The sequence below is a fragment of the Symmachiella dynata genome (genome assembly GCF_007747995.1).
GTDB classification, from domain to species: domain Bacteria; phylum Planctomycetota; class Planctomycetia; order Planctomycetales; family Planctomycetaceae; genus Symmachiella; species Symmachiella dynata.
In genome coordinates, this window is sequence record NZ_CP036276.1 from 1,279,442 (window position 1) to 1,293,368 (window position 13,927).

A 13,927-nucleotide genomic window follows, 5' to 3' on the forward strand; every position below is an offset into this window, starting at 1 on the left:
GCGTGAGCGAGGACGCTGAGGCACAGTCGCCGTATACCGAACGGGTGATTTTTCGAGGTCAGGTGCAAGGGGTCGGTTTTCGCTATCGGACGCGTCGCCTGGCAAGGGGTTATCCTGTAACGGGTTATGTCAAGAATCTCGCCGACGGCACGGTCGAGCTGATTGCTCAGGGGGACGAGGATGACGTCAGTAAGTTTGTGGACGAACTCAGCCGGGTCATGGAGAGGAATATTTCTGCAGCGGACCGTCGTCCTCTAGACCCGAGCGAGCGGTATGCCGGGTTTTCGATTCGCCGTTGAGGCAGCGGTCTTGTTGGACCGATTTTAGGGCCGCTGGATGGTGTATCTCTTAAAAAATCGGTGACAACCGCGGCTTAGGCTATGACAAACCCCCGTGGATTCGTTCTACTACAACTGGTTTCAAAATCCTCGGATGCGGCAAGTCGGCCCCTGTTTTAGGAGCTCGATTCAGCCAAAAAGAGGTTTGAAACAGGTTCTGTGAGAAAAGCGTCAGAAAAGCGTCCGCGCCATCCAACGGCCGGTGCGAAATTGACGTAAAACGGTCATTCGCCGACGTTGCGCTGCTGTTTGATCGTCCATCCGGGGGATGGCGATCCGCGGTCGACGGATTCGACCAGCGTGGTGAGTTTTGATGGCCTTGTGTGAATCCCGTCTGATATTTTTGCGGAAACGTCGTTGTAAGGGAACGTGATGAGAAGTTTTTCCGGCACGTGGATCATTGCTGTGGCCACGATGAAAGAAGCGATTCGGCAGCCGTTTTTTTTCCTGCTGATCGCGATTTCAGTCATCCTGATGGTGCTGAACACGTTTTTGCCATTCTTTTCGTTGGGCGATGACGTCAAGATGCTCAAAGACTGCGGATTGGCGACGCTGTTGATCAGCGGTTTGCTGCTGGCGGTCTGGACGGCCAGCCAAAGCATTGCGGCAGAAATCGAAGGGAAAACGGCAATCACGCTGTTGTCCAAACCGATCACGCGGCGGCAGTTCATCATGGGGAAATATCTTGGAATTCTGATGGGGGTGTTCATCTTTTTCGTCCCCGTCGTCATCGTGTTTCTGGCCTGCATTTATTACAAGGTTCCCTACGATTTTCGGGAAGCCTCGGAAGTCAACTATATGGCGGCACACTCTTGGATCGAGATTGTCCAAGTCTTACCGGGAATTGCGTTGATCTTTATGGAGGTCAGTATTCTGGCGGCGATTAGCGTGGCGATTTCCACCCGCCTGCCGATGGTCGTCAACATGGTCGCCTGTTTGGCAATTTTTGTTGTGGGGCACCTGACGCCGACGTTGGTGAACTCGGGAGCATTGCAAAACGAGTTGGTCGACTTCTTTGCCCGACTGATTGCGACGATCTTGCCGGCCCTCGAGGTCTTTAATGTCCAGGCAGCTGTTGCGACTGGTGCGCCGGTGCCGGGGATCTATTTGGGTTGGTCCGCCATCTATGCGGTCGCATATAGCGCCGCGGCGATATTGCTGGCATTTATTCTTTTCGAGGACCGCGATCTGGCGTAAAATGGCTGAAGACGGGGGCGGCGTGCTCTGAGCCTGTTGTGGGCGGCGCGCCGGCCGAGTGTTGATGCTTTCTTCACCCAGCCCCGTTTGGCTGGGTTTTTTAATTGGCGAAATTCGGTTTGCGCTGCCCAGCCACAGGCATTGCGTTTTGCGAGGAATCCTCTCGCGGTCATTCATCGCGATTTGCCCTGCTGTCGGCTGTGCGAGATGCGGCCGACGGGTTATGGAACGTTTATCGCATGGAGGGAGCGTGCCTGATGTCATGGCACGGCAGCGCGGGAAGTGTCAAGTTGAGGACAGCGGGTTTCTCGGAAGAATTTACCAAATCCGCTGTTGCAGTAAAAAACGCAACTTGATGCCGATCTGTCGCCTGTGTCGTAATTGAGCTGAAGGTAGTGATCGTGATCACCAAGAATCCTCATCCCTTGGAACGCCTCGTCTCTCGGAAAAAGTTGTTTCAAGGGCAGGCACTGCGGTGTCTACTCTGGTCGGCCGGCGGGTCGATCGTGCTTTGCTTAATGCTGGTGTTCGGTTGGTTGCTGGCGAGCGTATTGGTCGACGATGGACAGTTAGAGTTAACCGCGGCCGAATTCAAACAGTTGCAGGCGATTGCCAGCCCCTACGAGATTCCGGTGGACCCTGAAGTCTCCGACAGTGTCGAATTGGCCGATCGCGGGATCTTGCCGGCGGTTTGGCGGGCGCGGACGTGCGTGTGCGGAAAAGTATTGGCAGCAGCGCATGGACGAATTGAGGCTCTGCAGAGAAACTCCAGCGCTGTGACGTTCTTGGCGGTCATGATCGGTCTGAGCGGCGCGCTGTGTGCGATGATGTATTCGCGGGGCCGGACCTGCGCCATGCGCGAGGCGGTGGGCATCACCACCTCGCAGCGGCGAGCCGTGCATCGTCAGACGTTGCGATTGGCACCGTCGGCGTTGCCGGACCATCGCAACGGGGAACTGCGGACGTTGTTCTCGTCGGACATGGATCAATTGCAGGAGGGACTGTATTACTGGACGCTGCGTTGGGCGCGGGAACCAGTGAAATTGTTGCTGCTGGCCATGCTGGCAATTGCCACCGGGCCGATCGTCGCTGGAAGCGTGATGTTGTTGTTGCTGGGAAGTTGGTTGTTGATCGCTTGGCAGAAGCAGCAGGGCCGCGCGTTGCGGGCATTGGGCAAGTCGCGTGCAGAAGAAAAACTGCGGTTGCTCGCCGAAAGTCTGAACACCACGCGGTTGGTACGGGGATATGGCAAGGAGATGGAGGCGTTTGAGGACGAACAATTCCAGCAGCATTTGGCGCAGCTCTCACAGGAAACAACGCAGTGGATGAGGCAGGATTGGGTGCAGCGTTGGGGGTTAACGATGTTGGCCGCATTTGTGGGCGGCGTGGTGCTGATGTTTGTCGGGAATCAGATTCTGAATCCAGCAAGGGCATTTTCTTTGCCCTCGGCGATATTGCTGATTCTGGCAATCGGTTGCATGCATGTACCGCTGCGCAATCTGTGGAATTTACCGCGAGACGTCGCAGACGGGGCGCGGGTTTCGGCGCGGATTGAAAATTACCTCGCGCGAACTCCGCACGTGGGACAGGCGGTGGGCGCGAAATTCCTGCAGCCGATGGCAAAGTCGTTGATTTTTGACAACGTCGTCTTTGAAGGCTCGGACCATGAATTGCTGCTGAACGGCTGCAGTTTTCAGGTCAAAGCTGGGACGCAGGTGGCGGTGGTCTCGATGGATCCCTGGGAGGCGCGGACGGTGGCACACTTGTTGCCGCGGTTCATCGAACCCAAGTCGGGGCAGATTCTCATCGATGGCGAAGATGTCGCCTGGGTGACGCTCGACTCCCTGCGAGCCGAAGCAATCATGGTCAGTGCCCGAGATCCATTTTTTACCGGGACCGTGTTAGAAAACATCCGCTGCGGCGATACGCATTATTCATTGCAAGACGTGACCGATGCGGCGAAGCTGACGCACGCGCATAACTTCATTCTCAAATTGCCGCTGGGTTACGAAACAGTAATCGGCGAGCATGGGGAACAACTCGATCCGGGGCAGGTGTTCCGTTTAGGGTTGGCGCGGGCAATCCTCCGTGATCCGGCGCTGTTGATCATCGAGGAGCCTGAGGAATCGATGGACGAGGGGGCCAAGTCGCTCCTGGACGATGCCTACAGTCGTATCCGACCGGGGCGGACGATCATCTATTTGCCGCACCGCATGGCGACGCTGCGCCGCGCGGATGAAATCATCGTGCTTCACAAAGGGCAAGTCGCCGCAATGGGGAACCATGCGGCACTGGTGAAGTCTTCGTCGATTTACGCGCACTGGGAGTATTCCAATTTCAATACGTTCCGGCATGAAGTGGAAGCGAAGACATAGGCGCGTCGGGTGAAAAAGACTCGCGCAAAGGCGCAGAGCCGCGAAGAAGAAAAAGAGGAAACTGACAAAACCCGTGTTGGTTAATCAGTATTGCCCTTTCCCAACCAAGCCGCGCGTCACGTAACACCTTGCTTATTGCAAAAAACACTTTGCGCCTTGGCGCGAGTCCTTTCTTTTGCAGGATGCACCGCGACGCATCTTTGCTGCAAATTAAGAAAGACTTACCGCATTAAAACGTGTTAGGGAAAGCATCGCTCGCAGGTGCGATCGTGCATGTTTTGCACTGGCGGGCAAGCCGCCAGTGGCACCCGTTGCGGGTGTTGATTCAACGGCGCTGCAGTTTTGAGTAGCAAAATTGGTGTCGCGAGTTGAATAGGCGGCGAAATCCCAGCAAGACCACGCCCACGGTTCCCATGGCGGTGCCTGATGCGATGAGAAACATGATCACGATTTGGTATTTGACTGCTTGGCCGGGGTCGACGCCGGCGATGAGTTGTCCGGTCATCATGCCGGGCAGGCTGACGATGCCGACGACCATCATGGAATTGATGATCGGAATCATACCCGTGCGAATCGCTTGGCGGACCGGCTCGCGACCTGCTTCCCAGCGCGTGGCACCCAATGATAGCAGCGTTTCCACACGGTCGCGGCGGCTGGAGAGTTCTTCGCCGAGCTGGTTTAGGCCCAGCGCGATGCCGTTGAGCGTGTTGCCCAGAATCATGCCCAGCAGTGGAATGGCATATTGTGGGTCGTACCAGGGGGTGACCTGCCGCATGACGGTCAGCAGCGCAAAGGCTGACACGATCCAACAACTGGCGCAGATGGAGAGCATGCTATCGAGATAGACACCGGGATAAACCAAGCCGGTGCGTCGCACGGCAGCGATGGCGGCGATCGCGGTCATGACCAACATCACAGCGACGACGATGTACCATTGTTGGACCGCAAAGACCCATTTGAGCACAAATCCGACCAGTACCAATTGGACGATCGTGCGGAGTGCTCCGAGGAACAGCATCCGCTCCAGGCCGAGGCGTAGGAAGAGTGAGATCAGGCCATTGATAATGATCAGGGCAGCCGCAAACGCGACTTCGTAGTTTGAGAGTTCGACGTAGGTGGCTTTCATGTGCTGTCACTCCTTCTCCGCGCCGTGGTCCAATGCGAACTCACGGGTGGCGATCCGCAGGACTTGTGCGGGGTCGTGGCTGACCCAAATCACCGCTCGGCTGTCGTCAGCTTGTTGCCAATCGACGACCATCTGTTCGACGGCCGTTGCCGAGGCGGGATCGAGCGAGGCGGTCGGTTCGTCGAGCAGCAGTAATGTGGGATCGCATTGCAGCGCGCGGATCAGGGCGGTGATTTGGGCTTCGCCGCCGGACAGTTCAGCGGCCGACTTGTCGAGAAAGTCCGCATCGCGACCCGCTTGTGTTAAAAGATCGATCACGCGTTTTTTTTGAAACTCTGCATCGCCGCGGATGCTTAATGAATAGGCGATGCGGAGGTTGCTTTCGACAGTTCCTTCGAAAATTGCGGGGCGTTGACGCAAGTAGATTGCTTGGCGACGAAAATTCGGGACGTCCGCGTTGGTGATCGTGTTGCCGCGCCAGAGGATTTCGCCGGCATCGATGGGATCGAGTCCCGACAGAGCGCGGAGCAACACGCTTTTGCCGGAACCGGTGGGGCCGATGATCGCCAATCGTTCTCCGGCGGCGATTTGCAGGTTGATGTCTTTGAGCAGCCACTGCTGCGCGCCGGGAATCTTGCGACCGAGGTGACGGGCTTGGAGCAAAGGAGGGGCGGACGGCATCGGCATACCAACGGTTCAAACGGAATACAAAATGACGGCGGACCGGGCGAGGGATCAATCGAATTCGCCGTCGCTTTGTACCGACTCATCAATGGTGCGTGCAATGCGAATGGCTTCGCGGATTGCGCGGTCCATCCACGGTTTTTCCTCACCATTGGCGACGCGTCCGGCAGTAATATAGGCGGCATAAATCCCGGCAGCAGCGGTCGTCAGCGTTTGTTCGGTCGGTTTGAGGGAGATATAGGGCTTTGCCATCTGACGGCTCCTGGATGCTGAGGAATCGAGGTGCAACTATTGGAGTTTCATCGTAACAGATTGAGGGGCGTGGGCAGTAGGCTGTCTGAGAGTGGCCGGTGGTGAGTGGCCGGTGGCCAGAAAAGTGGGGGAGCGGTTGGAGTTTGTGCGTGCCACCGGTTTGTGTGCGAGGCGATTATTGGGGTTTGATAGCGTGCATTGCTTTAATGACAAGGCGCCGCGTTTCTTCATCGGGATCGTTGCGCAGTTTTTCGATTGCGGGAATCACCGATTTTGCCTCGGGACCGATTTCAGCTAAGTAGATCAGTCCCAGGCGGCGGTGGGTGGCGTTGCCGTGGGTGAGCATGCCGGAAATGCCTTCCATCAACTCCGGCGGGACGTCATTAACGTCAAGGACCTCTTTTAATCGCAGCGCGCCGCTGGCGACGATCTTTGCAGCGCCGGTTTCAAATTCTTTGCGTTCATCCGGTGGCAAATTAAGAGCGCCGGTGATTTGTGGAATTGCCGCGGCATCTTGTTCGATAGCCAAGATTGCGATCGCGGTCAAATAACGGATGGATGGATCGCTGTCGGCTAAATGTTTCCGCAGACCGGGCAGGGCGGCGCGGGCTTCGGACTGCAGTGTCATCAGGATAGAAAGTGCGGTAGAGCGGACGCTCGGCGGGTATTTTTTGTCGGTGGCTTGGAGAAGCGAGGGGACTTCGACGCGTGTGCGACCGGAAGCTAGCAGGTGAGGGATGATGATTTCTGAAAGGAAACCATAAGTCCAAACTAACATCGAGTTTCGACTCGGGAAATTAGGGAGATTGACGGGACTTTCTTCATTTTCTTGTAGAGCGCCTACAAGTCGGTCGCGTTTTTTATTGGGAAGACCATCGAGCCATTGCAGCGCCAAAGGCATGACTGGCTCGTCTTCGGGGGTTATATACATCAGGGTGACGAGAAGGCCCAACGGCGCCACTTCAGCATCGTGTGTTTTCTTGTCAAAGAGCATTGCCTTGAGCTTAGGAATCGCTGCTTTGGCGTCGGGGCCCGTAAGTCCCAAAACACCCAGGGCAATATTCACGTCTTCCATGTCGTCGCTGTCGAGCATTTCGATCAGTTGTGGAATCAGTGGTTCGGCTTGTCTTCGGTACTCGCTGATTACAGAACGAATATTGGGGGTGAAGACGACTGGTGTCATGCTTGGCGGATAACTATCGAGGATTCCTTCCAGATTTTCTTTTGCCTGGCGCCGTTCTTGCGGCGCGCCGGAAAGGTCCGTGAGCCATTTTTCGAGCTGAATTAACTCGGCCAAGTCTGGCTCCTGGCCATAGCTAGGCGTGGCGACAAATAGCGAAAGCAGGAGTGCAAATAATATGAGGCAGCGCATGGGATTCCCTCCGTGGTACGCGTGGTCTGGTCGTTCTCATACGACTCGCTGTGAAATCTGTCAAGATAGGCTTGTATTCAGGTGGGTTCGGCTTGCTTTCACGGTTTCTCGGCATTCGCTATAGTCGGGTTGTTGTTTCTTCCCCCGATGGGTAGCGGCCTCGCCCTTCCGGTTTTATGGGCTGCTACCGAGACTCTTCTAGAATGATCACCGAGGATATCCATGGCTGATACCGCGAAACTTTTCGCTGCTTTGGCGAAATATGATACGCCGACCGTTTGCAACGTGGTGGAGCTGTTTGACCTGCATCCGCGAAGCAGCGGGTATATGGACGATTCGATTCGTGCCTGTTTTCCCGAAATGCCGCCGATGGTGGGCTATGCGGTGACGTCGACGTTTCGCAGTTTCGCTCCCCCGCGTGGAGGGGACGTCTATGCAGGGCTGAAAGAGCAAATTGAAGCGTTTGGCGAGTTGCCGGGGCCGGCGGTTGTTGTGTATCAGGACTTGGATGAGCCGACGGCGGCCGCCACGTTTGGCGAGGTGATGTGCACGACCTATCAGACATTCGGCGCAGCGGGGTTGATTACGTCAGGTGCGGGTCGCGACTTGGATCAAGTGCGCGACATCGGTTTTCCCGCGTTTACCAATGGCACGATCTGTGCGCATGGGTATTGCCACACGTTGGCGGTGAACGTGCCTGTCACCGTGGGGGGCATTTGTGTTTATCCCGGCGATTTGTTGCACGGTGATTGCAACGGCGTGACCACGATTCCTGAGGAGATCGCCTCGGAAGTGCCTGACGCTTGCGAAGAATTGATGGCGGCCGAATCGATCATTATGAACTACCTCAAAGAACCGAATCCGACCGTGGCGGGTTTTGTGGAGGCTCGGGAAGCGTGCGGAAATAAGATTGCAAAATTGGGCGCGCGGTTGCGGGATGACTCTTAGTGTCGTCGGTGGTTGGGCAAATCGGGCGCAGCTATTGCCAATCCGCGCTTGCAGGCCAGGTGTGATTCGTTAGATAGTTTTGCCCGCCATGCTCAACGGATCGATGCGGCTCAGCAGGAGCTTCGCCCTCCCGGGACGCTGAAGGCCAGCGCACGACGATTTTAGAAAACATGCTTTGTGGGATGTGGGTTGATCGGTATGAGCAGTAGCCGCGATGATGCGATGCCGACCCGTCTTCCGCTGATGCGTGCTGTCTTAGAACGTGTGCCGGAAAGTTGCCGCCGCGCGTTGTACTTCGAAACGTTTTACAGCGTTGGCAGCGGCACCTTCGTCGCCCTGTTTTTGCTTTCGTTGGCTGCGCTCAAGACCGTGCTGCATGGGCAAGCGGTGCATCTAATGATGCTGGGCGCGATGTTCGGTGGCAGTAGTCTGCTCAGCCCGCTGGTGGGCTACATGGCGGGCAGGGTGCCGATGCGGTTGTTGGTGATCGTGCCGAATTTGGTGACAGCCGTCTTGTTGCTGGCGATTGCATTACCGGTGGCCGGGCCGATGTTTTTTACCTGCGTGGTGGGCAGCTGTTTCATCTTGCGCGTGTTTCCCCGCGTGGGAGAGATGAACATGTACCGCGTGTTGTATCCGGCGACGCACCGTGGGTTGGCAGTGGGTTGGCTGAAGGCGATTGCGGCGATTTCGGCGCTGTTTTTGACCGTGGCCGGAACGTGGTGGTTTGACAATCACGGTACGCAGTATTGGGTGGTTTATGCCTATGCCGCTTGCATGTTGGTGATGGGGTCTTTTTGTTATTCGCGGATTCGCATTCGCGAAAACGGTGCGTTTGGCAACGGCGATCGCGTCTCGCCTTGGGTGGCCATGCGGAATGGTTGGAAAGTTTTCACAGCCGACAAACGGTTTGTGCGTTACCAAAAAGGTTTTGCGCTGGCTGGATTTGCCAATCACATGGGGATGGCGTTTATCCCGGAGATTTTGCGGAATGCGGATTACATTGCTGCCACCGATCGTCAGGTGTTTGTGATATCGGCGGTGATGCCGGCAATGTTGATCATGGCTTCGTCTCCGTTTTGGGGGCGGTTTTTGGACAAGATTGATCCCATGTCGGGCCGCGCGCTGTTCAATTTGTTGCAGACATTTGGTTATGGCATGTATTGCTATGGCGGGGTGTCGCGGCAGATCTGGCCGATGTATGTGGGAGCGGCATTTCATTCGATCAGCAATGGCGGCGGCACAATCAATTGGTCGACGGGCAGTTTGTATTTTGCGAAGCCGGAAAATGTTTCGATATATAACAGTTGGCACGTTGGTTTAACGGGAATCCGCGGAATGATCGCCCCACTGTGCGGGTGGTTGTTGCTCGCCTATTTTGGATTGGGGCCGTGGATGTTCGCGGTCTGTGTCGTGTTGTCGCTGGCAGGGAGCATTTATATGTATCGCTTAGCGCAGACCGATACAGGGTCGGTGGAGCAATCACATGATCGTGTGGTCGAGGGTTCCGCATCGAGTGGAGCGGGGTGATTTCTGTTTGCGCGCGGCTTAGCTTTGCGACGTACTCTTTGGAATTGCGAAGAAGACCGCGCGCAGAGACGCAGAGCCGCAAAGAAGTAGAAAAGAAGATCAAAGGGATTTGTGTTCTTTAAAACCTAGGAGCCTCAGATTCCTTCCGTGCTACGCGTGACCCAATAGTGTTGTTCAACACTGCACTTCGCAAAAGTATCCTTTTGCAACGTGAAGAGTTAAAGAGCACAGACTCCAAGTTTTCTCTCTTTTCTTCTTTGCGGCTCTGCGTCTTTGCGCGCGGCCTTTATTTAGAGCGGTTCAACTCTCGGCCGACATCGAAAGGTGTGTCGCGACGCGCCTTATGGGGTGACTTCCGCGGCCCATTGTTTGTGGAGTTTGGTTAAGCGGGTGACGATGTCTGGGTGTTGGGCGGCGATGTTATTGGTTTCGGTGACGTCGACCGCCATGTTGCTCAAGAAGATGCGGTCGTTGCCTTCGAGGCGGGTTTTGTGTTGGGTGTCGTTGCCGTTGACGACCAGTTTCCAATCGCCGTCGCGCACGGCCCATTGGTGGCCGAGTTGCCAGTGAAATGTCGGATGAGGCGTCGCAGCATCCGGATCGTGGATCACGGATTTGATGCTGCGGCCGTCGAAGGTGCGGTCGGGCAAGGTGACATCGCAATAGTCGGCGATCGTGGGAAGCCAATCGATGCTGACCGCGACTTGGTCACGGGTTTGTCCCTCGGGGATGATTCCCGGCAGGCTGACGATGGCGGGGACGCGGATGCCCCCTTCCAGCACGCTGAATTTTGCGCCGCGATAGGGACCGGCATTACCGCCGCCGAAATTGGCGCGTTCTTCGGTAGAATGTCCGTGATCGCTCAGGAAAATCACCAACGTCCGCTCTCGCAATTTGAGTTCATCGACCTTGGCCATAATCTGGCCGATGGCATCGTCCATGTGAGAAGTGATGGCGGCATAGGAGCGGCGCGGTTCGGGGAGGTCGGCGTACATTTCACGAAACCGGTCGGCGGCTTGCATGGGGTAGTGCGGGATGTTGAACGGGACGTACAGCAAAAATGGTTTGTCTTGATTGGCTTCGAGAAACTGCTCTGACTCGCGCACGATCAGGTCGCTGAAATGCGTGCCTTGCTCCCAATGTTCTTGGCGGTTACGCCACATGTCGTGAAAATGGGGGCCGGCCCAGTAGAAGAAGTGCGAATAGTTGTCGATGCAACCCGCTTTGTGGCCAAAGAATTCTTGGAAGCCTTGGCTGTTGGGATGGTAGTCGGGCAAGGTTCCCAGGTGCCATTTTCCCATAAGCGCGGTTTTGTAACCGGCGCCGCTGAGGATCTCGCCGAGGGTAACCTGTTCGGGCGGCATGCCACGGTGGCCCGGTTGAGAGGGGACATTGCCGGGGACGCCCGCGCGTTGGGGATAGCGGCCGGTGATCAGCGCGGCCCGCGATGGCGAACAGACGGGGCTGGCGACGTAAAATTGCGTGAACCGCACGCCGCGCTGCGCAAGGTCATCTATGTGAGGCGTGTTTAAATCGGTCGAGCCGTAACAGTTCAGATCGATTGAGCCGAGATCATCGGCGAAGAAGAGAATCACATTGAGGGGGCGGTCTGTTTCCGCGGACGAGCACGGCGACGTGAACAGGGGGATGGCCAGAAAGATGACCGCAATTGTGCAGGTTGGTTTGACGGAAAGCATGAACGGCCTCAGTTCCGAGAATGGTAATAGTCTGCAAGAAAGGAAAACGTTGCAGTTCTATTAGAGCCGGAAATGGTGGCGGTTGTCTACCGGATGAGGCGACTTGCCGATGCGCAAAAAAAAGGACCGCGGCCTTCTCAAATTTGGAAGGCCGCGGCCAAGGTTCAGGTCATAGGTCGATGGCGACGGTCGAGTCGCTGCGAGAATGACGAGGGTCCGGCTCCGCTAGGCGAACACCGATTAGTGACCCCGGCCAACGCAAAAAATTTGGTCCCTCCGCCGGAATGCGAGACGAATGACTTGAACCGAATAGTATAAAAATCGCGACGGCATTTTGAAACCCGGTCGTCATCGATCAAACTTTCGTTTGCCCGTCCGATGCCGTCGACGATAACTGACTACATCGACATCTCCGCCGTTTGTCGTTGAGTTTTTTTCTGAGTAGCAGCGGGGGATGGGGAATAACAAAATCCACTCAGGCAGGTCAACATCGGTTTGGGCAAACAACACCAATCAAAAATAACCGATGCGAATCAAGGGTACACCTGTCCCTCATTTTTTATCGAGCGACTCATTATTTTTAGGAGTTGGTTTGGGGGTGGGTTTTGCCTTTGGGGTGGGGAAAGGAGTGGGGATCGGTTTGGAGGGAATGGTTACGCCCGCGGCTTTTTTCCGTTCATTGCGTTTCTTGTCCTGGAAGAATTCCCGCCAACTTTTTAGACGGACATCGGCGGAGAGTTCAACCTCTTCATCAATATTATCATCGTTTTTCATCTGGCGGAGAAATCCGACCTTGACTGTGTCGCCGACTTTATTTTTTTTGATCATCTCGACCAATTGTTCAAAGTTATCGACGACTTGCCCTGCGTATTTAATGATCACGTCACGGTCCCGAATTCCGGCGGCAGCGATAGAGCCTTCTGGTGTGGCTTTTTGGATTTCAAACCCGCGTGCTTTGGGGGGACCCGCTTGGAGACCCAGACAAGCCGCTCCACGTTCTTGCACGCTTGAGTTGGGGATTTGTTGTTCAAGTTTTCGGACGGCATCCAGTGAGGCGGGGCAGTCTTGGACGCGGTAGACAGCCTGTAGCCGGCCGGGGCGGAGACGCCGAAACTGTCGCAGTTCCTTGTCGCCCCCTTGCCACTGATCGTCGATCCAAATTTGCAGCGGACCGCCGATGTCCTCGTTGGGGCCGTTAATCCCCGCAGGAAGAACCATGGCCTTCAATTCCTTAAGTTTTTTAATGGCGCGACGATCACGGTCGTCGGCATGGACTGCGATGGCTGCCGCGGCGCGTCGCGCGGCCGAGGGTTCCGCTGATTCGACAAGTTCTTCTAAAGCGGCATCCAATTCATCGAGCGTTGCATCGTCGTTGTTGTCGTAAAACGATGCGAGAACTTGTAGAACGCGGTTCGTGGTTTCCAGTTCCGCGTTCGATGCGGCTTTGGCTAGCGGGGCAATTGCTGGACGACCCAGGGTTTTTAGCCGTTTTGTGGCAGCTTCACGCTCGGCGAAGTTATCACTGCTCAGCGCCGCGATATCTTGTTGAATCATGGCGGACTGCTGAGTCGATTCGTCGTCGCCCAGTAGGGGCAACGGAAACAACAGAATGAAGGCTGTCAGCAGAAGCAGTTGATCTCGAAACGTCATGTTCGGGAATACCTTTTGAAATGAAACGTCGCGACGCGTCACTGATCACGCAATGTTTGTTCATACTCGGCTTGTGTTCGTTCGTCCATCGGGTATGTCCCGACCAGTGACGCTCCGCTGCGGATTTTGTCGATGATGAAATCCTCGCGATGTTCCTGGGCAGCCGCTTCGCGTGCGACCTCCTCAGCCAGATGTGGCGGAATGACGACGACCCCTTCGTCGTCTCCAATCAGCACATCGCCGGGGTAGACCGCGACACCCGCGCAGGCGATCGGCAATTGGAAATCGCAGGGATGGTGGATTGTTTTGTTGGTGGCGGCGTGAGCGGAGCGGGCATAAGCAGGCATGCCGCATTGGGCGATGACGGGAGAATCGCGAAAGGCGCCGTCGGTGACGACCCCAGCTGCGCCGCGGACCTGCATACGTGTTGCCAGAATGGCTCCCATGGTTCCGCCTCGTTCATCACCACGAGCGTCGATGACGAGGATTTCTCCCGGGCCAACTTTTTCGATGGCCAGTCGTTGCGGATCGGTCAGGTTGTCGAAATTGAGCGACGTATCCAAATCCTCACGGGAGGGGATATAGCGCAGTGTAAACGCGCGACCAGCCATGCGTTGCCCAGCGGCGAGGGGTTGGACGCCTGTTAAAAAGGTGTTCCACAGCCCTTTTTTAGCGAGCACGGTGGTCAGTGTGGCGGTACTGGGAGTTTTCAACAGCTCCCAAGTCTCGTCGCTGATCGTGATTTGTTCCGGCATGGA

At 56.0% G+C, this 13,927-nt stretch carries 12 protein-coding genes; 5 read left to right on the forward strand and 7 right to left on the reverse strand.

Annotated features, from left to right (window positions below):
- Positions 1–2: 2 nt before the first annotated feature.
- The 3 genes from Mal52_RS04810 to Mal52_RS04820 all read left to right on the forward strand — a co-directional run bounded on the left by Mal52_RS04810 (position 3) and on the right by Mal52_RS04820 (position 3,910).
- Positions 3–299 (forward strand): acylphosphatase, encoded by a 297-nt coding sequence (locus Mal52_RS04810; RefSeq protein WP_197534662.1) that lies wholly within the window; start codon positions 3–5, stop codon positions 297–299.
- A gap of 411 nt (positions 300–710) precedes the next feature.
- A complete protein-coding gene (locus tag Mal52_RS04815; RefSeq protein ID WP_145374580.1) occupies positions 711–1,535 on the forward strand; it encodes an ABC transporter permease in 825 nt (274 codons plus the stop codon).
- A 401-nt stretch (positions 1,536–1,936) separates the two neighbouring features.
- Positions 1,937–3,910, forward strand: a complete 1,974-nt coding sequence (locus Mal52_RS04820) for an ATP-binding cassette domain-containing protein (protein WP_145374581.1) — start codon at positions 1,937–1,939, stop codon at positions 3,908–3,910.
- Between the two features lie 325 nt (positions 3,911–4,235).
- On the opposite strand, the gene Mal52_RS04825 is transcribed toward Mal52_RS04820, so the two are convergent.
- The 4 genes from Mal52_RS04825 to Mal52_RS04840 form a co-directional block, all read right to left on the reverse strand.
- A complete protein-coding gene (locus tag Mal52_RS04825; RefSeq protein WP_145374582.1) occupies positions 4,236–5,036 on the reverse strand; it encodes an ABC transporter permease in 801 nt (266 codons plus the stop codon).
- 6 nt (positions 5,037–5,042) lie between these two features.
- Positions 5,043–5,717 carry an ABC transporter ATP-binding protein gene (locus tag Mal52_RS04830; RefSeq protein ID WP_145380544.1) on the reverse strand — a complete coding sequence of 225 codons (675 nt, stop codon included), beginning with the start codon at positions 5,715–5,717 and terminating at the stop codon, positions 5,043–5,045.
- 54 nt (positions 5,718–5,771) lie between these two features.
- Positions 5,772–5,972, reverse strand: coding sequence for a hypothetical protein (locus Mal52_RS04835; RefSeq protein WP_145374583.1), 201 nt, complete (start codon positions 5,970–5,972; stop codon positions 5,772–5,774).
- A gap of 175 nt (positions 5,973–6,147) precedes the next feature.
- Entirely contained in the window at positions 6,148–7,269 is a 1,122-nt protein-coding gene (locus Mal52_RS04840) for a HEAT repeat domain-containing protein (RefSeq protein WP_145374584.1), read from the reverse strand.
- A 297-nt stretch (positions 7,270–7,566) separates the two neighbouring features.
- Between Mal52_RS04840 and Mal52_RS04845 the strand changes: the two genes are divergently transcribed.
- A complete protein-coding gene (locus Mal52_RS04845; protein ID WP_145374585.1) occupies positions 7,567–8,292 on the forward strand; it encodes an RraA family protein in 726 nt (241 codons plus the stop codon).
- A 222-nt stretch (positions 8,293–8,514) separates the two neighbouring features.
- Positions 8,515–9,822, forward strand: a complete 1,308-nt coding sequence (locus Mal52_RS04850) for an MFS transporter (protein WP_197534664.1) — start codon at positions 8,515–8,517, stop codon at positions 9,820–9,822.
- Positions 9,823–10,163: 341 nt separating this feature from the next.
- Here the strand turns inward: Mal52_RS04850 and Mal52_RS04855 are convergent, their stop codons facing one another.
- The 3 genes from Mal52_RS04855 to Mal52_RS04865 all read right to left on the reverse strand — a co-directional run bounded on the left by Mal52_RS04855 (position 10,164) and on the right by Mal52_RS04865 (position 13,924).
- Positions 10,164–11,519 (reverse strand): sulfatase family protein, encoded by a 1,356-nt coding sequence (locus tag Mal52_RS04855; protein WP_145374587.1) that lies wholly within the window; start codon positions 11,517–11,519, stop codon positions 10,164–10,166.
- A gap of 552 nt (positions 11,520–12,071) precedes the next feature.
- A complete protein-coding gene (locus Mal52_RS04860; protein WP_145374588.1) occupies positions 12,072–13,169 on the reverse strand; it encodes a PDZ domain-containing protein in 1,098 nt (365 codons plus the stop codon).
- 38 nt (positions 13,170–13,207) lie between these two features.
- Entirely contained in the window at positions 13,208–13,924 is a 717-nt protein-coding gene (locus Mal52_RS04865) for a ribonuclease activity regulator RraA (RefSeq protein WP_145374589.1), read from the reverse strand.
- Between the last annotated feature and the right edge of the window lie 3 nt (positions 13,925–13,927).